The following is a 21926-nucleotide window of genomic DNA, read 5'->3' as shown; positions in this document are numbered from 1 at the left end:
GTCAGTACCCTCCGCCGGTGCTGGTGCTGCTGCCGACCGCGGCCAGGACGACGACGGCGACGATCGCGATGATCGCCAGCAGGATCGTGATGCCCAGCGCCCACCAGCCCCAGCGGGTGAACTTCGCCTGCTCCTGCGGCTCGTTGTTCTTGGTGGCCGCGAGGATGCCGAAGACGAGGGCGACGATGCCGACGCCGCAGCCGCCGAGGGTCAGCAGGCCGGAGACGACCAGCAGCGCGATGGTGTTGCCGCTCATCGAGCGGGGGGCTGAGGCGTACGGGTTCGCGCCGTACCCGGGGGTGGCGGCGGTGCCGTAGCCGGGCGGGGGGCCGTAGCCTCCGCCGGGAGCGGGGCTGGCGTACGGGTTCTGCGGCGCGGCCGGGGGATGCGCGGCATACGGGCTCTGCGGTGCGGCGTAGGGGTTCTGGGGCGGCGCAGGGGGCGTCGAGCCCGGGGCGGGGCTGGCGTACGGGTTCTGCGGGGGAGGAGGGGGCGTCGAGCCGGGCGCCGGGCTGGCGTACGGGTTCTCGGGGGTCGCCGACGAGGAGGCCCACGGCGACTCGGAACCAGGCGCAGGGGGGACCGGCGGCACCGACGCGGCTGTGCCCTCATCGGACCCGGGCGCCTGCGGCACCTGCTGGGTCTGCGAGGTCTCGACCGGCCGGGTGTGCTCGGGCGACGCGGACTCGGGCGACGAGGCGGACTCGTCCGTCCCACCCGTGGAGTCGGACCAGGGGTCGCTCGGCGCGGTGGGGTCGCGGAACTCGGGACTCTCGTCGTTCCGAGGGGTGTCGCTCATGGTCGTCCTTCGTCGTGGCCTGGCTCCGGTGGCCTGTCACCTGTGCCCAAATCTAACCCGCTCGTGCGGGGCCGGGGTCGCAGGTCCGCCGGAATGGCAGGATCGACGCGTGAGCACAGACCGTCCCGCCCTGCCCCAGCGCGAGCCCGCGACCGACCTGCCGCAGAGCGTCACGATCTACGAGGTCGGCCCGCGCGACGGACTGCAGAACGAGAAGACGGTCGTCCCGGTCGAGGTGAAGGCGGAGTTCGTCCGCAGGCTGGCGGCCGCGGGCCTCGAGACGATCGAGACGACCTCGTTCGTGCCGCCGTCGTGGGTGCCGCAGCTGGCCGACGCGCGCGAGCTCCTCGCCGACCTCGGCGACGTCGGCAGGGGCGCCCGGCGGCCGGTGCTCGTCCCCAACGAGCGCGGGCTCGACGACGCGCTCGCCGCCGGTGTCGGGGCGGTGGCGGTCTTCGGCAGCGCCACCGAGACGTTCGCCCGCAAGAACCTCAACCGCACGGTCGCCGAGTCGGTGGAGATGTTCCGGCCGGTCGTCCGCCGCGCCAAGGACTCGGGGCTGTGGGTGCGCGCCTACGTGTCCATGTGCTTCGGCGACCCGTGGGAGGGACCGGTGCCCGTCGAGCAGGTCGCCGACGTGGCGGTGCGGCTCATGGAGCTAGGCGCCGACCAGCTGTCGCTCGGCGACACCATCGGCACCGGCACGACCGGCCACGTCAGCCGGCTGCTCGACGAGCTGGACGCCCGCGGCATCGGCGCCGACCGGATCGGCGTGCACTTCCACGACACCTACGGCCAGGCCCTCGCGAACACCATGACGGCGCTGCGGCACGGCGTCCGGGTGGTCGACGCGTCGACCGGCGGTCTCGGCGGCTGCCCCTACGCCAAGAGCGCGACCGGCAACCTCGCCACCGAGGACCTCGTCTGGGCCCTCGACGGCGCGGGCGTGGCTACGGGCGTCGACCTCGCCGCCCTCGTGGACACCAGCGTCTGGATGGCCGAGCGGCTCGGCCGTCCGTCGCCGTCGCGCGTCGTCAAGGCGCTCGCCGGCGGCGACTGAGCCCGTCCCTTCACCCCGGGCCGGACCGGTCAGTGGTCCGGGCTGGTCAGGGGTCCGGGCTGGTCAGCCGGGGGCCGCGCCGGTGACCCGGTGGATCGACAGGGTCCGCAGCGCGCCGTCGGCGGTGCCGTGCACCCGACCGCCCTCGACCCGGTCGGGGTAGAACAGCAGGCGCCGCACCCGCCCGTCGGCGTCGGAGTACCCGAGCCACACCGCCTGGCGGTCCGCCGCCGCGTCCCGCAGCACGGCGAGGGTCGTGTTGGGGTCGGTGCTCGGCAGCGCCGGTCCCTCGCGGCGGGCGAGCTGCTCGCGCTGGTATGCCGCGGCCTCCTCGCCGGCGCGCAGGGCACCGACCAGCCGGGTCACGAGGTCGTCGTCGACGACCTGCGCGCTGACCTGGTTCGGGCGGCGGTGCACCGGGGTGCGGTGGCGCCCCGCCGTCGGGACGACCACCCCGCCGTCGGGGCTCTCGGCCGCCGGGGCGTAACCGTTGTCGCGCAGGAAGTCCAGGACCGTCTCGGCGGCCACGGGGGAGACGAGCACCGTGGGGGCGACGCTGCGCAGCTGCAGCGGCGACAGCTCGCGGTCGGCGACCATCGCCCCCAGCGTCGTCTCGTCGTCGCACCGCACGTAGGCCCGGACCGAGCCGACGCGGGCCTGCCCGTGCCGCCGGGCGACGTCGCGCACGAGGTACTCCAGCGGCTGCGGCACCGGCGTGTGGCTGGCGTCGGTCAGTGTGCCGAGCAGCTGGTCGACCGACCAGCCGGCGTCCAGGCAGCGGCGCACGGAGTCGGGCGTGAACCGGTAGACCGTCGCGCCACCGCGGCTCTCGACGTCGGCGACGAGCCGCATGAACGTCGCCAGGCCTCCGGCGAGGGGCCCCGGGGCCACGGCGGTGAGGTCGGCCTGCAGCAGGACGTGCTCCACCGGCTCGGGCAGGTGGGGGCGCACCGCGTCGGCCAGCTGCTCGTCCCCGGCGTCGGTGAGCAGGACCCGTCCCGCGCTGGAGACCGCGCCGCGGCCGGTGACCCCGAGCCACTCGGCCTCGCGGGCCACGGCGGCCACGACCGTGTCGAGGCGGGCGGGCACCCGTCGCGGACGGTGCCACCGCAGCAGCGCCGCCCAGGACCCAGCGGTGGGGGCCAGGCCCGGCTCCGCGGACGCGGCGAGGTCGAGCAGGTCGCGACGCAGGCTGCGGGCCGGCGGCCAGTGGGCCTCGGGTCCGAGGGCGTTGACCGTGCCCGACCCGCCGGGCGGGGTGGTGCCCACGAGGTGTGGCGCGCGGGTGGTGGCGAGCCAGGCACGGGCGAGCGTGGCCCAGCGCACCTCCGCGGGCTGCTGTTGCCACTCGTCGTATGCCGGTGTCGGTGCCCACGAGGGGTCCAGGGAACCGTCGTCGGCGACCAGCCCCGCGGCATACGCCGTCTCGGCGACGAAGGCGGCACGCTCCTGGTCCACGTCGAGGACGCTCGCCAGCCGCTTGAGGTCGCGGACGGCGAGCCCGCCGGACCGCAGGACCCGCGGCGGCCGCAGCCCCCACTCCGCCGCGAGCTCGTCGAGCAGCGCCAGCAGGTCGGTGACCTGCTGGCCGGCGGCGAAGTCTGCGTCCTGCGGCGGGACCTGCCGGCCGTCGAGGGCCGGTGCGGTGGGGGCCGGGTCGCGGTGCGTCCGGTCGCCCCGCAGGGCGAGGGCGACCTCCCTCGGGAGGACCAGCTGGTCGGGCGTGGGGGCGTGCACCAGGCGGTGCTCGAGGAGCCAGCGGGCCCCCTCGGCAACGCGGTCGGGGGCTCCCGGCGGCAGGACGGCGACGGCGGGTCCCCAGGTGAGCCGGTCGAGGATGGCGCGGGCCGGTGCGGGGGCGGAGGCGGCCGCCTCGACGACCGAGTCCACGTCCGGGACGTCGGCGGACAGGTCCTCGGCGCGCGGACCGAGGCCCGCGGGGTGGCCCAGCACCTCGCCCACGGTGCGGACGACGCGCAGGCCCTCGGGGCTGCGCCACAGCAGGGCGAGGGCCCACAGGTCCTGCAGGAGGGGATCGACCGCCTCGGAGTCGGGGAGCGAGAGGAAGCCGGCGAGCTCGGCCGGGTCGACGGGACTCGGCCCGGCGGTCACGGCCTCGAGCACCTGCAGGTGCGCCAGGTCGAGGTTGTCCACGGCGCGCTGGACGCTGGCCCGGGTGCTGGCGCGCGCCGCGAGGGCGGCGAGGTCGGCAGGGGCGGGGCGGGCGAGGTCGTGGCGCAGGTGCAGGAGCTCCCCGAGCTGCTCGTCGCTGCGCGCGCGGATGTCGTCGGCCATCGACCGGGCGCCGGCAGCGGGCGTGGGGGAGGTCGGGGGCACCCACCCACGGTAGTCCGCGCGGTCCTGCGCCTTCACAGCGAATTCCCATTGCCGGCCCAGCACGGACCTACACACTGGTGGGGAGCTCGACAGGAGGAGCCATGACCACCCGCGAACCGAACGGTCCCGCCACACCCCAGGACCCGACCGAGTCCTGGGCGTCCGCGCCCACCTCCGAGCTGCCCGTGCAGCCGGCCGCGCAGTCCGCCGGTCCGCCCGCGGGTGGTTCGTCGGGGCCCCACGTCTCGCCTCCCGCGCCGTCGGCTCCTGGCGCCTCGGCTGCCGGCGCCTCGGCCGCCGGCGGTCCCTCGGCGACCGGTGGCCCCTCGGCGACCGGTGGCCCCACAGCTGCCGGGACGGCGGGTCCCGGGCAGCCGGCACCGCCGGCATACGCGACGGGTGGGGGCTGGGGCTCGGCAGGCGGCCCGCCCGGACCTCTCGGGCCGGCGCAGGCCGCGCCGTCGGGCGGTGGCCGCCCGAACGTCTTCCGGCGCGCGACCTCGACCACCGGTGGGCTCGTGGCCCTCGTGGTGGCGGGGGTCCTCGTCGTCCTGCTCCTGGTCGCCGTGGCGGGGGCGGCAGCGTTCGCGGTCGGCCGGGGGCTGAACCATCACGGTGAGGCCCGCGTGGGACTGGTGCACCCCGGCCGAGGGAACGGCATGGGCCCGGGGATGCGCGGCCCCGGTGAGCGGGGGCTGGGTGAGCAGCGCCAGCTGGGTCCCCAGCAGCGCGGCAACGGCATGGGCGGCAACGGCGGCGGCTCGCTGCTGGGCGGCGCGGCGGGGCTGGGCTCCGTCGAACACGGTGAGTTCACGGTCACCGGCTCCGGTGGAACGCCGACGACCATGACGCTGCAGCGCGGGACGGTGACCGCGGCCAGCGCCACGTCGCTCTCGGTGCGCAGCACCGACGGCTTCACCGCGACCTACGCCCTAGACTCCTCGACCCGCACCCCGGCACGCACCGTGGCGAACGGCGACTCCGTGCTGGTCGTCGCGCAGAAGCAGGGCAGCAAGGCCGTGCTCGTCAGGCTCACCCGCTGACCAGCGGCTGGCTCGGAGGCCCGGGGCCCACGCGACGCCCACCGGTATCGGTCCGGCCGGTATCGGTCCGGCTGGCGGCGCGGGACTACGGTGGCGCCATGAGCGTGCACCCCTCGGGCGAGCAGTGGACGATCCGTTCCGGCGGTCACGAGGTCACCGTCGTCGAGGTGGGCGGCGGCGTGCGGACGTACACGCTGGAGGGCGTGGACGTCATGGCCGGGTATGCCGTGGACGAGCCGGCGTCGTCGGGCCGTGGCCAGCTGCTCATGCCGTGGCCGAACCGGATCCGGGACGGGCGCTACACCTTCGAGGGCAAGGACCAGCAGCTGGCCCTGACCGAGCCGGCCTTCCACAACGCCAGCCACGGGCTCGTCCGGTGGGTCCCCTGGCACGTCGTCGAGCAGACCGAGGACGCCCTCACCGTCGGCACGCGGTTGCACGCCCAGCCCGGGTGGGACGGCGTGCTCGACCTGTCGGTCACCTACGCGCTCGACGCGTCCGGCCTCACCGTCACGAACCGGGCGACGAACGTCGGGGAAGCGACCGTGCCCTTCGGGTACGGCGCTCACCCCTACGTCGCGATCGGTGGCACGCCCCTGGCCGAGGTGGTGCTGCAGCTGCCGGCGAGCCAGGAGGTCCTCGTCGACGACCGGATGCTGCCGACCGGCACGCAGCCGGTCCGCCCGGAGACCGACTTCCGCAGCGCGCGGCCGCTGGGGTCGACCAGCCTCGACACCGCATTCACCGGGCTCGAGCGCGACCCCGGCACCGGGCGGTGGGTCGTGACCGTGTCCGGCCTGCAGGACCGCGGCGACGTGCGCCTGTGGGCGGACGAGTCCTTCGGCTGGCTGCAGGTCTTCACCGTCAAGGGAGCCGACGACGCCCCGGGCGTCCGCGGGATCGCGGTCGAGCCGATGAGCTGCCCGGCCGAGGCCTTCAACTCCGGTCAGGGGCTGGTCGTGCTCACCCTGGGCGAGTCGTGGAGCGGCACCTGGGGCATCAGCCCGTCCACCGCGTCGGCAGGCTGACCGGCCGACGCCCCGTCGCCGCCGTCACCGAGCCCGTTGACCGCGGGCGTGATCCGGCGCTCGAGGGCGAGCGACAGCACGACCATGAGCCCGCAGCCGATGACGATCATCACCACGAACGCCGTCGACCAGTGCCGGCTCAGCATGAAGCCCGCCACGACCGGCCCGAGGATCGTCCCGGTCTGGAACGCCCCGGCGTTGACCGCGTTGTAGCGCCCGCGCAGGTGGTCGGGGGCCATGTCGTTGGTGATCGCCGGCACGGTCGGCTGCAGCAACGTCTCGCCGAGCGCGAACATCGCGTGGAAGAGCAGCACCCCGGCCGCCGCGGCCATCGTCCCGGCCACCGCCCCGGTGAACCCGAGCACCGTCCAGGCTGCTGCCCACAGGGCGACCATGACGATGAGCACGCGGGTGCGCCGGTGCCCGCTGATGCGGCGCAGCACCCAGAACTGCAGGCCCACGATCACCGCGGTGTTGACCGCGAACGCGAACCCGATGACGTCGGTCGACACCCCGCTCACCTGGCGGGCGAACGCCGGGAAGCCGGCCTCCATCTGGCCGTAGCCGATGAACACCCCGAGGAAGGTCAGCCCGGTCAGCCACAGGGTCGCGGGCTGGCGCAGGATCGCGAGGTACGAGCCGCCCTCGGCGTCGTCGCCCTCCGGCTTCTCAGCCCGGCCGTGCACGTGGCGCAGCGGGCCGAGCAGCAGCGCGATCGGGATGAGCATGCAGACGGCGTCGGCCAGGAAGATCACGGTGAACGTCGTCGGCTTGTGCACGTCGGCGTAGAGGCCGCCGATGACGCCGCCGAGTCCGATGCCGAGGTTGACCAGCGCGAAGTTGATGCCGAAGTACTGCTGGCGCGCCTTGCCGCTGACGATGGCCGCCACGAGGGCGTTGAACGCCGGCCACGAGACGCCGAAGTTGAACCCGAGGAACAGGAACGCCACGGCGACGACCAGCGGTGTCGTCGCGAACGCCAGCACGACGCAGCCGACGACCTGCGCCGTCGTGCCCCACAGGAGCACGGTCCGGGCGCCGAGGCGGTCGGTCAGGGCTCCCGCCGGCCCGGTGACGGCCAGCGCCACGACCGCGATGAACGCCATGAGCACGCCGGCGAGGTCGAGGGAGATGCCGCGGACCTCGTGCAGGTAGATGACGGTGAACGGCAGGGTCAGGCCGCGCCCGAGCGTCTGCACCGCGACGGTGGACAGCAGCCACCTCCCGGCGCTCGGCAGCGCCGCCCAGAAGTCGCGGATGCCGTGCCCCGAGGTCGTCGTCCCACTCACCGGACGAGTCTCCCGCACCCCACCGACAACGCCGAAACGGTTTTCGTCCCGGTTGCGGTGAGCACGGCCCGGGTGTCCGCCGCAGGCGGCGGGACCCCTGCACCGGGGGAGCCGGGCAGGCGACGGCCCCTGCACCGGGCGAGCCGGACAGGCGAGAGCCCCTGCACCGGGCGAGCCGGGCAGGCGACGGCCCCTGCGCCGGGCGCACCCGGCATACGACAAATGGATTTGGACGCGGCCGTTAGGCTTGCAGGTGCGCGTGACGCGCGCTCGCGAACTTCGAGGTAAAGGGACGAACGGTGCCCACTGGCAAGGTCAAGTGGTACGACGCGGAGAAGGGCTTCGGCTTCATCTCCGAGGACAACGGTGCGGACGTGTTCCTGCACGCCAACGCGCTGCCGCAGGGCGTGCAGACGCTCAAGGGCGGCACGCGCGTCGAGTTCAGCGTGGCCGAGGGGCGGCGCGGCACGCAGGCGCTCCAGGTGACCCTGCTCGAGCCCGCACCGACCGTGTCCGCGGGCAAGCGCGAGGCCGGCCGCAAGTCGCCCGAGGACCTCGCCCCGCTCGTCGAGGACGCGATCAAGCTGCTCGACAGCGCCTCGAACACCTTCCGCCGCGGCCGCCGCCCCGAGAAGGACCACGCCACCAAGCTGGCCCAGGTGCTGCGCTTCCTCGCCGACCAGATCGAGCCCTGATGCCGGCACCCAAGCAGGACGCCGTGCTCGCCGCCGCCGTCGACCAGGCCCGTGAGGCCGCCGAGTCGATCGCCGAGTCGGGCACGGTCGGCGACCACCTCGGCATGGAGATGGACGACGAGCGGCTGGCCACCCACTACTTCGCCTGCACCGCCAAGGCGTACCCGGGCTGGCGCTGGGCGATCACCGTCGCCCGCGTGCCGCGCGGCAAGGTCGCGACGGTGTGCGAGACCAACCTCGTGCCGGGTGACGGTGCGCTGCTGTCCCCCGAGTGGCTCCCGTATGCCGACCGGCTGGCACCGGGGGACCTCGGCGCGGGCGACGTGCTGCCGTACAAGGAGGACGACCCGCTGCTCGAGCCCGGCTTCGAGGCGACGGGCGACGAGGACGTCGACGAGCTGGCGCAGTACGAGCTCGGCCTGGGCCGCAAGCGGGTGCTGTCGGCCGAGGGGCGCGAGGCGGCTGCCCAGCGCTGGTACGACGGCGAGAACGGGCCGCACTCGCCCGTCGCCGAGAAGGCGCCGGCGCCGTGCTCGAGCTGCGGCTACTTCCTCCCGATGGCAGGTGCACTCCGCTCTTTTTTCGGCGTGTGCGCCAACGCCTGGTCGCCCTCCGACGGTCGCGTCGTGAGCCTTGACCACGGCTGCGGCGCCCACTCCGAGGTCGACGTCGAGCCCGCCGAGTCCCTGGCGGCCGCTCCCGAGCCCATCGTCGACGAAGAGGCCTTCGACCTCGTCTGACCCCGGGTGCTTCCCGCAAAACGGCGGTTGCTCGACGACCCGCGGCATGCTGACCCGCGGGTCGTCGAGAAACCGCCGTTTTGCGTGTCCACAGGTGCGGTGATCGCGGATCGTCCGTCCACAACCCCGGGCGGCCGGGGTGTGCCTCGGGAGCGGCCCCCTCGACCCTGACCGGATGGATGCTCAGGTGGCGGCCGTGTTCGCGGCCCAGGGTGGCGTGGCTGGGTGGTGCCAGATCGGTCGGCTCGGGGTCAGCGCCGATGACGTGTCGCGGTGGGTCAGGACGGGGGAGGTCGTCCGCGTGCGCCGAGGGGCGTATGCCGTGGCCGACCTCTGGGATGCCGCCGACCGTGACGAGCGCTACCGGCTCACGGTCCGGGGTGTCGTGCTGTCGCGCGGTTCGGTCGAGTCGGCGAGCCGGCACAGCGCGCTGGCCCTGCGCCGGCTTCCCCTGTGGGACGTCGACTGGCGGGTGGTGGTGCTGAGTGGCGACGTCGAGGAGACGACGACGCGGTCGGGTGTCCGGGTCGCGCCGCTGAGGGGGTTGAGCGCCCCGGACGATGTGGACGGTCTGCCGTGCGACGCCCTGCCGGACTCCCTCGTGACCACGGCGTCCTTCGGGGTGACGCCAGCGGTGGTGGCCGCCGACGCAGCCCTGCATCGGCGTCTGTGCACGCTGGAGGACATCGCCGAGGCGGCGGACCGGCTGACGCCCGGGCTCCGCGGACGACGGCGGGTGCGGACGATGCTGAGCAACCTCGACCCGGTAGCGGAGTCTCCCGGTGAGAGCATCAGCCGCCTCCTGCTCACTGCCCTCGGTGTGCCGGTCCGATCACAGGTCGAGGTCCGTGACCGCGCGGGATCGCTGGTGGGAAGGGTGGACTTCTTGGTGGCGGGTCGTGTGGTGGTCGAGTTCGACGGGGCGCTCAAGTACGGCGGCGCCGACGGCCGCGAGGCGCTGGTCGCCGAGAAGCGGCGCGAGGACCGCCTCCGCGCGCTCGGCTACGCCGTCGTCCGCCTGACGTGGGACGACCTGAAGCGCCCCGAGCTGGTGCGGGCGCACGTGCTTGCAGCCCTCGCCCGAGCCGCGGTCTGAGCCGGCAAGGTCTCCCGGGGTGTCCGGCGCCCCTGCCTTTCCGCTCGCAAAACGGCGGTTTCGCGGCATACCGCGGGTTGCTGTCCCGCGGGACGTCGAGCAACTGCCGTTTTGCGGGGAAGGGTCTGTTGGGAGGCTGCCCGGGCGTAGGTGGGTCAGAGGGCGCCGGCGGCGTTGCCGCGGCCGCGGCGCATGTAGGCGTAGCCGAGCGAGCCCAGCGCGAGACCCGCGACGCAGCACCACGGCCACCAGTCGCGTTCGCCGGTGTGCAGCGCGGGCACGGCCAGGGTGACGACCAGGGCCAGCGCCCACAGCACGAGGCCGCCCAGGACGATCCGGGCCGAGCTCCAGGCCAGCGGCTCCAGCCCCGGTGCCCCGAGCGGCTCCAGTGCCGGTGCCGGCTCCGGTGCCGGCACCGCCTCCGCGACCCCCGCGAGGACCTCGTCGGGGGCGGGCTCACCGCCCGTGCGCTGCGACTCGGTCACGCGGTCAGCGTAGCCTTCACATCTCGGAAACACGCAGGCCCTACCCTGTGCGCCATGGCCAACCCCTCATCGGCGCCCACGACGGCGCAACGCCCCGCCCCGGCGAAGACCGGCGGCATCGACGGGTTCTTCCGGATCACCGAGCGCGGGTCGACCGTCGGTCGGGAGGTCCGCGGTGGACTCGTGACCTTCTTCACCATGGCGTACATCGTCGTGCTGAACCCGCTCATCATCGGCACGCAGGCCGACGGGACCGGCAAGTTCCTCGGGGGCCAGGGCGTCCCGCACGCGATCCAGCTCGTCGCCGCGGGCACCGCGCTGGTCGCCGGCGTGATGACGATCCTCATGGGCGTGGTCGCGAACTTCCCGCTCGCGCTCGCCACCGGGCTCGGCCTCAACGCCTTCGTCACGTTCGGCATCGCCAAGCTGCCCGAGATGACCTGGGCCGACGCGATGGGCCTGATCGTCATCGAGGGTGTCATCATCACGATCCTGGTGCTGACCGGCTTCCGGCAGGCCGTCTTCAAGGCGATCCCCGGCGAGCTCAAGACCGCGATCTCCGTCGGCATCGGCCTGTTCATCACGATCATCGGCCTGGTCGACGCCGGCTTCATCCGCCGCCCGGCCACCGGCCCCGTGCCGGTCGAGCTCGGCATCGGCGGCTTCCTCAACGGCTGGCCGCTGCTCGTCTTCGTCATCGGCCTGATCGCCATCGTCATCATGATGGTCAAGCACGTGAAGGGCGCGATCCTCTTCGGCATCGTCGGCGCCACCGTGCTGGCCGTCATCGTCGAGGCGATCGGCTCGATCGGCGGCCAGACCGACGCGACCGGCAAGGTGGTCAACCCGGCCGGCTGGGGCCTCAACGTCCCGAAGCTGCCCGACCAGGTCGTCGACGTCCCCGACTTCTCCCTGCTCGGCCACTTCAACCTGCTGGGCTCGTTCGGCAAGATCGGCTTCGTCTCGGCGATCCTGCTCGTCTTCACCCTGCTGCTGGCCGACTTCTTCGACACGATGGGCACGATGGTCGCCATCGGCGCCGAGGCCAAGCTGCTCGACAAGAACGGCAACCCGCCGAACTCGGACAAGATCCTGCTCGTCGACAGCCTCGCCGCCGTCGCCGGTGGCGCGGGCTCGGTCTCGTCGAACACGTCCTACATCGAGTCGGCCTCCGGCGTCGGCGAGGGCGCGCGCACCGGCCTGGCGTCGGTCGTCACCGGCGTGCTGTTCCTGCTCGCGACGTTCCTGGCCCCGCTGGTCAAGATCGTCCCCTACGAGGCGGCCACCCCGGCCCTGGTCGTCGTCGGCTTCCTGATGATGCAGCAGGTCCGCGGCATCAACTGGGAGGACCTCGAGATCGCGATCCCGGCGTTCCTCACGATCGTCCTCATGCCGTTCACCTACTCGATCACGGCCGGGATCGGTGCCGGCTTCGTCATGTACACGATCATCAAGGTCGTCCGGGGCAAGGCCGGCGTGATCCACCCGCTGCTGTGGGCGGTGTCGGCCCTGTTCGTCGTGTACTTCGCGATCGACCCGGTGAAGTCCCTGCTCGGCGTGGGCTGAGCGCCCAGCACCTCCGCGACACCCGCGTATGCCGCGTGGCCCCCGCTCGGGGCCGCGCGGCATACGTGCGTCCGGGCACTGTGAGGCACCGCGGCCGGCGTGCGGTCGACGCCGGAAATACTTAGCAGAGGTAATGAGTTATGCTAAGTACCTGACCGAGGAGTAGAAGCATGACGCCACCGCCTGCGCGCAGGAGCCGCGCCGCCACCGGCCTGTCGCCCTCCGCCGTCTCCGCCCTCGCCGGTGAGCTCCGGCTCGCCTGCATGCGCATCTCGCGCCGGGTCCGGTTCGAGAGCACCGACCTGGTCGCACCGCACCAGTTCTCGGTGCTGTGCCGCCTCGAGGACACCCCCCGCACGCCGGGGGAGCTCGCGGAGATCGAGCGCGTGAGCGCGCCGAGCATGACCCGTACCGTCGGCGGCCTCGTCGAGCGCGGGCTCGTCGAGCGCACCGCCGACCCCGCCGACCGCCGCCAGGTGATCCTGTCGCTGACGCGCGAGGGGACCACCCTGCTCAAGGAGATCCGTCGCCGGCGCGACGCGTGGATGTCCGTGCGGGTCAGCCACCTGAGCGCCGAGGAGCAGGAGGTCCTGCAGCGGGCCGCCGCGATCCTCACGAGGGTGGCGAGCGAGTGAGTCCGACCTTCGCCTCCCTCAGCGTCCGGAACTACCGGATCTACGCCACCGGCGCCTTCGTGTCGAACATCGGCACCTGGATGGGCCGGGTCGCCCAGGACTGGCTGGTGCTCACCGAGCTCACCCGCCACTCCTCCTCCGCCCTCGGCATCGTCACCGGGCTGCAGTTCCTGCCCTTCCTGCTGCTCGCGCCGTGGACCGGCGTCGTGGCCGACCGCTTCGCCAAGCGGCGGCTGCTCGCGGTGACCCAGACGGCGCTCGCCCTGTCGTCGCTGGGACTCGGTCTGGTCACCGTGACCGGCCACGCCCAGCTGTGGATGGTGTACGTCGCCGCCCTGTGGACCGGCGTCGCCACGGCCTTCGACAACCCGGCGCGCCAGACCTTCGTCTCCGAGATGGTCCCGCGCGACCGGCTCACCAACGCGGTCTCGCTCAACAGCGCCTCGTTCAACGCCGGCCGGCTCATCGGCCCGGGCCTCGCCGGTCTCACCATCGCCGCGTTCGGCACCGGCTGGACCCTGCTGACGAACACCCTGACCTTCGTCGCCGTGCTGCTGGCCCTGGCCGCCATGCGCACCAGCGAGCTCAAGCCGGCGCCGCGGCTGGCGCGCGGCAAGGGAGCGATCAAGGAGGGTGTGCGCTACGTGCGCAACCGCCCCGACATCCAGCTGGTCATGCTGCTCGTGTTCGTGCTGGGCACGTTCGGCATGAACTTCCAGGTGACGACCGCGCTCATGGCGACCAAGGAGTTCGGCAAGGGGCCGGAGGAGTACGGCCTGCTCGGCTCGATCATGGCCATCGGCTCGCTGACGGCCGCCCTGCTCTCGGCCCGCCGGGCGCAGGCCCGGCTGCGGACCCTGCTCGTCGCCCTCGTCGGCTTCACCGCCGCCACGGCATTCGCCTCGTTGGCGCCCACCTACGTGCTCTTCGCCATCGCCCTCGTGCCCACCGGGCTGGCCGCCCTGACCGCGCTCACCACCGCGAACGCGATGGTGCAGACGAGGGTGGACGCCGCCATGCGGGGCCGGGTCATGGCGTTGTACATGGCGATCTTCATGGGCGGGACCCCGCTCGGCGCGCCGCTGATCGGGTGGATCGGCGACGCCTGGGGCCCGCGGTGGACCATCGCGATCGGCACCATCGCGGTCGGCGTCACGCTCGTGGCGGTGTCGTACTGGCTCGCGAAGCACGAGAATGTGCAGGTGACCTACGAGTCGAAGGCCCGCCCGCGGCTGCGCATCCGGACCACCGCGCCCGTCTCCGAGCCGGTGCCCGAGGCGGTCCGGTGACCCCGACGTTCCGCCGGCGCATGACCATCGCCGTGCTCGTCATCGTGGTGGCCGTGGCGGTCGTCGCGAGCGTCCTGCACTGACCGCCGGCGCTGTCCGGCACGACGAAGGCCCACCACCCTCGAGGAGTGGTGGGCCTTCGCCGGTGCGCCGTGGGGGTTGTCGGCGCACCCCAGGAGGTCAGGTGGCGGTCAGGTCGTGGCGCCCGCGCACGTGCTCGCCGACGGCGTCACTGGTGCAGGACGCACAGGACGGTGATGCCGAGCGTGCTGAGCACCGGGTCGTAGCCGGTCGGGCACTTCCCGTTGGTCGGCAGGACCTGCAGCGGCAGGGAGGTCGTCGAGGTGGGCGACGGGGACGGCGAGGGGCTCGGGGAGCTCGTGGTCGAGCTGGGCGTGCTGCCGGTGAGGCCACCGACCACGCCGCCGACGACACCCGTCACCCCGCCCACGACCTGGCCGACCGGGCCGGACGCCGAGCTCGTGCTGGTGGGCGTCGGCCCCGGGCCCCCGCCCGCGCTCGTGCCGCCGGTGCCGCCGGACGAGCCCGAGCCGCCCGCGGAGCCCTTCGCCGGCTTGCCGCCGGACGCCCGCGTCGGCGCCGGCTCGCGCACCGCGGCTGGGTCGTACTGCGCCATGGTCTGCGGGTCGCCCGACGGGAGGTATGGCGCGGCGTCCGCCTGCCCGGGCGCCAGGCCGGAGTCCGGCACGACGGTGTACCCGTTGCGGTAGGCGTCGGCGATCGCGAGGACCTCGTTCGCGTAGGCGTCGCTGTGGTTGTAGCGCAGGACCGCGCTGCGGGCGCCCGACGCGGTGCTGAGGTCGCCGGGGCCGGAGCACAGGTAGACGGCGGTCGCGGTGGCGGCGTCGTCGAGGTTCTGCGGGTCCTTGCGCCCGTCCTGGTTCGCGTCGACGCCGACGACCCGCCAGGTGCCGGGGATGAACTGCATGGGGCCCACCGCGCGGTCCCAGGTGGTGTCGCGGTCGAAGACGCCGCCGTCGGTGTCGTGGATGACCGCGGTGCCGTTGGCCCCGTTGAGCGGGATGCCGTAGATGCCGGGGCGCACGGTGCCGGTCGAGTCGGTGCCGTTGCCGCCGTAGCGCCCGTGGTCGGACTCGACCTTGCCGATGGCCCCGATGAGGGCCCAGTCGATGCGGCACTGCGCGTCCGCGGCGTCGACGATGCGGGCTGCGCGCTGGTATGCCGAGAGGGCGGCGGCCGGGATGCCCTTGACCGTGAGGCTCGGCGGCAGGCTTCCGGCCGGGGAGGTGGCGCCTCCCTCACCGCCCAGCGGCGTGGCCTGCTGCTCCGGCGGTGCGGGGAGGATCGGCAGGGTCGGGGCCGCGGGCTGCTCGACCGGGGCCTTCGGGACGGTGACGACCGGCCCGGAGTCGCTCGCGATCTCGGTGAGGGGGTGGCCGCCGGTCAGGGTGAGCCCGATCCCGCTGCCGATGAGCGCCACCGCGGGCAGCCCTCCGGCCAGCGCCCGCCACGGCAGCTGGAAGGTTCGCTGCGGTCCATGCCCTGCGCGGCTCATGTCTCGGCTCCTCGACGTCGTCGTCCCACCCCGTGTCATGAGGTTCAACGAGCCCGAGTCGCCGAGGTTACGCGTGCTCGGGGGATCCCGCCGGTGGACAGACGCGTGCCCCGCGCACGGTGGCGCGGGGCACGGGTCCTGAGGAGGTGTGGGGGAGCGTCGTGGCTGGTCAGCCCACCACGTGCTCGATGCAGGCGATGAGGGCGCTGACGTCCTCGGGGTCGACCGCGGGGAAGGTCGCGACGCGCAGCTGGTTGCGCCCCAGCTTGCGGTACGGCTCCACGTCGACCACGCCGTTGGCGCGCAGGGTCTTCGCGACCGCGGCGGCGTCGACGTCGTCGGAGAAGTCGATCGTCGCCACGACCTGCGAGCGCGCTGCCGGGTCGGTGACGTACGGGGTCGTGTACGAGGTGCGCTCGGCCCACTCGTACAGCCGGCCCGAGGAGTCGGCCGTGCGGGCGACGGCCCAGTCCAGGCCACCCTGCTCGTTGAGCCAGTCGACCTGCGACCGCAGCAGCGCGAGCGTGGACAGCGCCGGGGTGTTGTACGTCTGGTTGAGGCGGCTGTTGGACACGGCGGTCGGCAGGCTGAAGAAGTCGGGGACCCAGCGGCCGGTCGCCTCGATCTCCTCGACGCGGGCCAGCGCGGCGGGGGAGAAGGCCGCGAGCCACAGGCCGCCGTCGGAGGCGAAGCACTTCTGCGGACCGAAGTAGTAGACGTCGGCCTCGGCCACGTCGACGGGCAGGCCGCCGGCGCCGGAGGTGGCGTCGATGAGCACGAGCGCGCCCTCGTCGGCGCCCTCGACCCGCTTGACCGGGGCCATGACGCCGGTCGAGGTCTCGTTGTGCGGCCAGGCGTAGACGTCGACGCCCTCCTCGGCCCGCGGTGCGGCGAGCGTGCCGGGGTCGGCCTTGATGACGGTGGAGTCGCCCAGGAACGGCGCCTTCTGCGTCACGGAGGCGAACTTGCTGGAGAACTCGCCGAACGACAGGTGCTGGGCGCGCTGGCGGACGAGGCCGAACGCGGCGATGTCCCAGAACGCGGTCGAGCCGCCGTTGCCGAGGATGATCTCGTAGCCCTCGGGCAGCGAGAAGAGCTCACCGAGGCCCTCGCGGACCGCACCGACGAGGTTGCGGACGGGGGCCTGGCGGTGGGAGGTGCCGAGGAGGGTGGTGCCGAGACCGGCGAGGTACTCCACCTGCTCGGGACGGACCTTGGAGGGGCCGGAGCCGAACCGGCCGTCCTTGGGGAGCAGGTCGGCGGGGATGGTCTGCGTGGGCGCTGCCGCGGTGTCTGTCACCCGGCCAGTGTCGCACCCTGTCCCGAGGCGTGGGACGTGAGGTCCACCACGCGGACGCACCGGAGATCGGTGCCCGGGGCAGGGGTATGCCGCGTGGCCGAGCCGGCCACGCGGCATACCTCGTGCTCGTGGGGCGCCCCGGCAGCCGGGGCGCGTCCCTCTCGGCTCAGCCCTTGTAGCCGGCCACGTCCTCGAGGCCGCGCGGGCCCTCGCCGACGTACCGCGAGGACGGGCGGATCAGGCGCCCGGTCTTCTTCTGCTCGAGGATGTGCGCCGCCCAGCCCGCCGTGCGGGCGGAGGCGAACAGCGGGGTCATCATGTTGCCGGGGACCTCGGCGAAGTCGAGCAGGACCGCGGCCCAGTAGTCGACGTTGGTCTCCATCTTGCGCTCGGGGTGGCGCTCGGCGAGGGCGGCGATGGCGGCCTTCTCGAGCTCGAGGGCGACCTCGTAGCGGGGCGCCCCGAGGCGCTGGCAGGTGTCGCGCAGGACGGCAGCGCGCGGGTCGTACGCCCGGTAGACGCGGTGGCCGAAGCCCATGAGCCGCTCGCCGCGGTCGAGGACGCCCTGGACGTACGCCGTGGCGTCACCGGTGCGCTCGACGCCCTCGATCATGTGCTGGGCGCGCGAGGGGGCGCCGCCGTGCAGCGGCCCGGACAGCGCGCCGATCGCACCGGAGAGGCAGGCCGCGACGTCGGCGCCGGTGGAGGCGATGACGCGGGCGGTGAAGGTCGAGGCGTTCATGCCGTGCTCGGCGGCGGAGATGAAGTACGCGTCGATCGCCTCGACGTGCTTGGGGTCGGGCTCGCCGCGCCAGCGGATCATGAACCGCTCGACGATGGTCTTGCCCTCGTCGACCCGGCTCTGCGGCACCATCGGGGTGTCCTGGCCGTGGGCGGACTGGGCGATGAACGACAGCGTCATGACCGAGGCGCGGGCGAGCTGCTCGCGCGCCTCGTCGTCGCTGACGTCGAGCAGCGGCTTGAAGCCCCACACGGGCGCGAGCTGCGCCAACGCCGACTGCGCGTCGACCCGGATGTCGCCGGTGTGCACGGGCAGCGGGAACGGCTCGGCCGGCGGCAGGCCCGGGTCGAACTCGTTGTCGACGAGCAGCCCCCAGACCTGGCCGAAGCTGACCCGTCCGACGAGGTCCTTGATGTCGACGCCGCGGTACCGCAGCGCCCCGCCTTCCTTGTCGGGTTCGGCGATCGCGGACTCGAAGGCGATGACGCCCTCGAGGCCGGGCTTGAAGTCGCTGTCGGACATCGGCGTCCTCTCGGCTCGAGACGGCCAGCGGGTGCGCTGGCCGGTTGCTGGAGGGGCCGCCCACTCGTTCGGGCGGCCCTGCTCGTTACTGGCGGGTTCATTCTGCACCGTAGCGGCAGGGGCGGCGACGTCCGCTGCACCCTGTCCGAGGGATGGTCCACCATGGCGGGATGCTGCGACCCGAAGCCGACCTCGACGGGGAGGTCCTGACCGGCGACCTCTCCGGCGCGTCCGCGGGCAACGCCCGGTTCCTGGAGTGCACGTTCCAGCGGTGCGACCTCACCGAGCTCTCCGCACCACGGGCGCGGTTCGGCGACACGGGCCTGTATGCGGTGCACGGCGCGGGCGTCGACCTCGCCGAGTCGACGTGGCTGGACTGCGTGGTGCAGGGCGCGCGGCTGGGGGCCGTGCAGCTGTTCGGGGCGGAGCTGCGCCGGGTGCGTTTCGAGGGCTGCAAGATCGAGTTCCTCAACCTGAGGGGTGCGAGGCTGGCCGACTGCGCCTTCGTGGACTGCCAGCTCCTCGAGCCCGACTTCGCCGAGGCGACGCTGGAGAAGGTGGACTTCGCCGGGTCGCGGCTGGTGTCGCCAGACTTCGGGCGCGCGCGGATGAAGGACGTCGACCTGTCCGGGGCCGACCTGGCCGGTCCTCGTGGGCTGGCCGGGCTGCGGGGCGCGACCGTGTCGCGGCTGCAGCTGATCGACCTGGCCCCCGCGCTCGCCGCGGAGCTGGGGATCCGGGTGGCCGACTAGCGGTTCCGGCTCGAGCCGCCGCCGGAGCCGCCGCCGACGCGCTTGTCCCGGACGGCGAGCGTGGGCTTGCCCTCGTCACGCATCTCGAACAGCTCGGTCGCCTTGATGAGCGCGGTGAGCTTGGCGTAGCCGTAGTTGCGCGAGTCGAACGACGACTGGTTGGCGATGAGGTTGCCGACCGCGCCGACGCTCGCCCAGCCGTCGTCGTCGGCGGCGTTCTGCACGGCGCGCCGGAGCAGGGCGACGAGCTTGGTGTCCTGCTTGAGCTCCTGGGTCGTCGCCCGGAGCCGGGTCGTCGGCGCCTCCTCGGTGTACGGCTCCTCCTGCGCGTCGCGGAGCTGGTCGAGCACGAGGAACCGGGTGCACGCGTTCTGGAACGGCATCGGCGTCTTGCGGTCGCCGAACCCGTAGACCGCGGCGCCCTTCTCGCGCAGGTGCATGACGAGCGGGGTGAAGTCGGCGTCGGACGAGGCGATGGCGAAGGCGTCGGGGGCGTCGGTGTACAGCAGCGTCATGGCGTCGATGACCAGGGCCATGTCGCTGGCGTTCTTGCCCTTGGTCTGGTCGAACTGCTGCACGGGCCGGATCGCGTTGTCGCTGAGGACGGCCGTCCACCCGGCGAGCTCGGGCTTGGTCCAGTTGCCGTACGCGCGGCGGATGTTGGTCTCGCCGAAGTTCGACAGCTCGTTGAGGATCAGGTCGATCCGCTTGGCCGAGGCGTTGTCGGCGTCGATGAGCAGGGCGATGCGGGGCTTGGCGTCCACGCAGGTCACCGTACGGACTTCGTGCGGTCGGCGCCCGGCAACGGCGGTACCGGCGCGGCGGCATACGCTCCATCCCGTGCCGTTGCTCCTGGACCTGACCCCGCTGCGGGCCAACCCGGCATACCGGCGGCTCTACACCGGCTTCACGCTCTCGAACGTCGGCTCGCAGCTCGCAGTCGTCGCGGTTGGGCTGCAGGTCTACGACCTCACCCGCTCGACCGCCGCGGTGGGTGTCGTCGGGCTGTGCGCGCTCGTCCCGCTCGTCGTCATGGGGCTGTACGGCGGTGCGCTCATCGACCACTTCGACCGGCGCCGGGTCGGTCTCGTGGCGCAGTCCGTCGCGTTCCTCACGAGCGTGGCCTGCGCGGTCCAGGCCTGGCTCGGCAACACGCACGTGGGCGTGCTCTACGCGCTGGTCGCGGTGTGGAACGGCGCGTTCGCCGTGACGTCGCCCGCGCGGACCTCGATCTACCCGCGCATCCTCGACCGCGACCTGCTCCCCGCCGCCAACGCCCTGTCGGTCTTCGCGATGAACGCCTCGCTCACGGTCGGGCCGCTGCTCGCCGGGGTGCTCGTCGACTGGGGCGGCTTCCGGACGGCGTACACGGTCGACGCGGTCATCACGACGGCCGCGCTCTGGGGCCTGTCGACGCTGCCGCCGCTGCCGCCGGACCACGGCGAGGACGGGCCGCCGACGACGCGCCCGGGCCTGCGGTCCGTGCTCGACGGGTTCACCTTCCTCGCGACCCGGCCCAACGTGCGGATGACCTTCATCGCGGACATCGCCGCGATGTTCCTCGCCCAGCCGCGGGTGCTGTTCCCTGCCGCCGGAGCGGTGATCTTCGGGGGCGGGGCCAAGACGGTGGGCGCGCTGTCGGCCGCGGCGGCCGTCGGCGGGATCCTCGCGATGTTCTTCTCCGGGCGGCTCGGGCACGTGCGCCGCCAGGGGGCGGCCATCCTCGTCGCCATCGTCGGGTGGGGTGCGGCGATCGCCGGGTTCGGTGTCTCCATGCTCGCCGCCGGTGGTGCGCTGTCCCGCTCGCACGCCCTGTATGCCGGGCTCGTCGCCATGGCGGTCGCCGGCGCCTCGGACTCGGTCAGCGCCGTGTTCCGCACGACGATCCTGCAGGCGGCGACGCCGGACCACCTGCGCGGGCGGCTGCAGGGCGTGTTCATCGTCGTCGTGGCGGGCGGGCCGCGGCTGGGGGAGCTGGCCGGTGGCGTCGTGGCGTCGCGGATCGGGGAGGGGCGGATGGCGCTCTTCGGCGGGATCGCGTGCGTGCTGGCGATGGGGGTGCTGGCGCGGCTGCAGCCGGGGTTCGTCCGGTACGACGCGCACCGGCCGACGCCCTGACGCGGTACTACGTCTCTGATCGGGTTCGCCGGTCAGTGACGTGGGGCCGGCCAGGGATGGGGTCGGTAGTGCTACGTCTCTGATCGGGTTCGCTGATCAGTGACGTAGCGCCGGTACGAGGTGTGGGACGCCGCTACTGCGTCATCGATCCGCACTGTGGTCAGTGACGTAGCCCCTGGAAGGGGGCGGGTTGCCGGTCCTACGTCACTGATCCGGATGGTGGTCAGTGACGTAGCACGCGCCGAGAGCCTCCCAGGCGGGGTGCGGACCGCGCCCGGGGTTCAGCTCGGGGCGACGGGATGCCGCCACTGGGGCATGCTCGAGGAGGACCGAGCAGTCGAGGGCAGGAGTGGGACGTGGCGACGGTGAGCCGACGGTGCAAGGCGCCCGGCAGTGTGGTGTGGCAGGTGCTGGCCGACCCGTGGATGTACCCGAGCTGGGTGGTGGGCGCCTCGCGGCTGCGTGACGTCGAGGGCTCCTGGCCCCAGGCGGGCGCGCGGATCCACCACTCGGTGGGCGCCTGGCCGCTGCTGCTCAACGACCACACGGAGGTCGTCGAGTCGCACGCGCCGACCGAGCTCACGCTTCAGGCCAAGGGCCGCCCGCTCGGCGAGGCGCTCGTGGTGATGCGCGTCGACGACGACGGCGACGGGGCGCTCATCACGATGGACGAGACCATCATCCGCGGCCCGGGCGCGACGCTGCCCGACAGCGTCGTCGACCCGTTCATCGCGTGGCGGAACACCGAGGCGCTGCGCCGGCTCGGCCTCATCGCCGAGGGCCGCGCGGGCGAGCGCTAGCCACTCCTTGGCCGCCGAGGTCTGGGACTCCGGCACCATGGGCGGGAGTTGGGCCCGAAGTCTGGGACTTCGGCACTGTGGGCGGTGTCGCGA

20 protein-coding genes are annotated in these 21926 nt (G+C 73.4%); 12 read left to right on the top strand and 8 right to left on the bottom strand.

Annotated elements, in window-relative coordinates:
• Position 1: 1 nt before the first annotated feature.
• Entirely contained in the window at positions 2-799 is a 798-nt protein-coding gene (locus RKE38_RS06040) for a hypothetical protein (protein WP_316006544.1), read from the bottom strand.
• Between the two features lie 109 nt (positions 800-908).
• Between RKE38_RS06040 and RKE38_RS06035 the strand changes: the two genes are divergently transcribed.
• Positions 909-1859 (top strand): hydroxymethylglutaryl-CoA lyase, encoded by a 951-nt coding sequence (locus RKE38_RS06035; protein WP_316006543.1) that lies wholly within the window; start codon positions 909-911, stop codon positions 1857-1859.
• A gap of 63 nt (positions 1860-1922) precedes the next feature.
• On the opposite strand, the gene RKE38_RS06030 is transcribed toward RKE38_RS06035, so the two are convergent.
• Positions 1923-4196 carry a helicase-associated domain-containing protein gene (locus RKE38_RS06030; RefSeq protein WP_316006542.1) on the bottom strand — a complete coding sequence of 758 codons (2274 nt, stop codon included), beginning with the start codon at positions 4194-4196 and terminating at the stop codon, positions 1923-1925.
• A 101-nt stretch (positions 4197-4297) separates the two neighbouring features.
• Between RKE38_RS06030 and RKE38_RS06025 the strand changes: the two genes are divergently transcribed.
• Entirely contained in the window at positions 4298-5239 is a 942-nt protein-coding gene (locus RKE38_RS06025; RefSeq protein WP_316006541.1) for a hypothetical protein, read from the top strand.
• A gap of 98 nt (positions 5240-5337) precedes the next feature.
• A complete protein-coding gene (locus RKE38_RS06020; RefSeq protein WP_316006540.1) occupies positions 5338-6267 on the top strand; it encodes an aldose 1-epimerase family protein in 930 nt (309 codons plus the stop codon).
• Here RKE38_RS06020 and RKE38_RS06015 read toward each other — a convergent pair.
• Entirely contained in the window at positions 6186-7556 is a 1371-nt protein-coding gene (locus tag RKE38_RS06015) for an MFS transporter (protein WP_316006539.1), read from the bottom strand. The genes RKE38_RS06020 and RKE38_RS06015 overlap by 82 nt on opposite strands.
• A gap of 299 nt (positions 7557-7855) precedes the next feature.
• On the opposite strand from RKE38_RS06015, the gene RKE38_RS06010 reads away from it, so the two are divergent.
• The 3 genes from RKE38_RS06010 (at position 7856) to RKE38_RS06000 (ending at position 10087) form a co-directional block, all read left to right on the top strand.
• A complete protein-coding gene (locus RKE38_RS06010) occupies positions 7856-8251 on the top strand; it encodes a cold-shock protein (protein WP_316006538.1) in 396 nt (131 codons plus the stop codon).
• The gene (locus RKE38_RS06005; RefSeq protein WP_316006537.1) at positions 8251-8991 is read left to right on the top strand and encodes a DUF3027 domain-containing protein; all 741 of its coding nucleotides are present in this window, start codon (positions 8251-8253) and stop codon (positions 8989-8991) included. The genes RKE38_RS06010 and RKE38_RS06005 overlap by 1 nt, the downstream gene beginning before the upstream one ends.
• A 175-nt stretch (positions 8992-9166) precedes the next feature.
• Positions 9167-10087: a type IV toxin-antitoxin system AbiEi family antitoxin domain-containing protein gene (locus RKE38_RS06000; protein ID WP_316006536.1), complete on the top strand. Its 921-nt coding sequence runs from the start codon at positions 9167-9169 to the stop codon at positions 10085-10087.
• A gap of 155 nt (positions 10088-10242) precedes the next feature.
• On the opposite strand, the gene RKE38_RS05995 is transcribed toward RKE38_RS06000, so the two are convergent.
• Positions 10243-10572, bottom strand: a complete 330-nt coding sequence (locus RKE38_RS05995) for a DUF2530 domain-containing protein (protein ID WP_316006535.1) — start codon at positions 10570-10572, stop codon at positions 10243-10245.
• A gap of 54 nt (positions 10573-10626) precedes the next feature.
• Here RKE38_RS05995 and RKE38_RS05990 point away from each other — a divergent pair, with 54 nt between their 5' ends.
• The 3 genes from RKE38_RS05990 to RKE38_RS05980 all read left to right on the top strand — a co-directional run bounded on the left by RKE38_RS05990 (position 10627) and on the right by RKE38_RS05980 (position 14062).
• Positions 10627-12138, top strand: coding sequence for an NCS2 family permease (locus RKE38_RS05990; RefSeq protein ID WP_316006534.1), 1512 nt, complete (start codon positions 10627-10629; stop codon positions 12136-12138).
• Between the two features lie 170 nt (positions 12139-12308).
• Complete coding sequence (locus RKE38_RS05985) at positions 12309-12773, top strand: MarR family transcriptional regulator (protein WP_316006533.1); 465 nt, start codon at positions 12309-12311, stop codon at positions 12771-12773.
• On the top strand, positions 12770-14062 hold the full coding sequence (locus RKE38_RS05980) for an MFS transporter (RefSeq protein WP_316006532.1): 1293 nt from the start codon (positions 12770-12772) through the stop codon (positions 14060-14062). Before RKE38_RS05985 ends, RKE38_RS05980 begins: the two co-directional genes overlap by 4 nt.
• Before the next feature lie 229 nt (positions 14063-14291).
• On the opposite strand, the gene RKE38_RS05975 is transcribed toward RKE38_RS05980, so the two are convergent.
• The 3 genes from RKE38_RS05975 to RKE38_RS05965 all read right to left on the bottom strand — a co-directional run bounded on the left by RKE38_RS05975 (position 14292) and on the right by RKE38_RS05965 (position 18163).
• The gene (locus tag RKE38_RS05975) at positions 14292-15599 is read right to left on the bottom strand and encodes a lytic transglycosylase domain-containing protein (protein WP_316006531.1); all 1308 of its coding nucleotides are present in this window, start codon (positions 15597-15599) and stop codon (positions 14292-14294) included.
• A gap of 169 nt (positions 15600-15768) precedes the next feature.
• A complete protein-coding gene (serC, locus tag RKE38_RS05970; protein ID WP_316006530.1) occupies positions 15769-16899 on the bottom strand; it encodes a phosphoserine transaminase in 1131 nt (376 codons plus the stop codon).
• Positions 16900-17065: 166 nt separating this feature from the next.
• Complete coding sequence (locus RKE38_RS05965) at positions 17066-18163, bottom strand: citrate synthase 2 (RefSeq protein WP_316006529.1); 1098 nt, start codon at positions 18161-18163, stop codon at positions 17066-17068.
• A gap of 170 nt (positions 18164-18333) precedes the next feature.
• Here RKE38_RS05965 and RKE38_RS05960 point away from each other — a divergent pair, with 170 nt between their 5' ends.
• The gene (locus RKE38_RS05960; protein ID WP_316006528.1) at positions 18334-18915 is read left to right on the top strand and encodes a pentapeptide repeat-containing protein; all 582 of its coding nucleotides are present in this window, start codon (positions 18334-18336) and stop codon (positions 18913-18915) included.
• Here RKE38_RS05960 and RKE38_RS05955 read toward each other — a convergent pair.
• On the bottom strand, positions 18912-19679 hold the full coding sequence (locus RKE38_RS05955; RefSeq protein WP_316006527.1) for an NYN domain-containing protein: 768 nt from the start codon (positions 19677-19679) through the stop codon (positions 18912-18914). The two genes, RKE38_RS05960 and RKE38_RS05955, sit on opposite strands and share 4 nt — an antisense overlap.
• A 76-nt stretch (positions 19680-19755) precedes the next feature.
• Between RKE38_RS05955 and RKE38_RS05950 the strand changes: the two genes are divergently transcribed.
• Entirely contained in the window at positions 19756-21033 is a 1278-nt protein-coding gene (locus tag RKE38_RS05950) for an MFS transporter (protein ID WP_316006526.1), read from the top strand.
• A 356-nt stretch (positions 21034-21389) separates the two neighbouring features.
• Positions 21390-21833 (top strand): SRPBCC family protein, encoded by a 444-nt coding sequence (locus RKE38_RS05945; RefSeq protein ID WP_316006525.1) that lies wholly within the window; start codon positions 21390-21392, stop codon positions 21831-21833.
• Positions 21834-21926: the final 93 nt, after the last annotated feature.

Origin of the sequence: Phycicoccus sp. M110.8, assembly GCF_032464895.1 — a bacterium.
Classification (GTDB): domain Bacteria; phylum Actinomycetota; class Actinomycetes; order Actinomycetales; family Dermatophilaceae; genus Pedococcus.
This window is presented reverse-complemented; position numbering and strand designations above follow the sequence as displayed.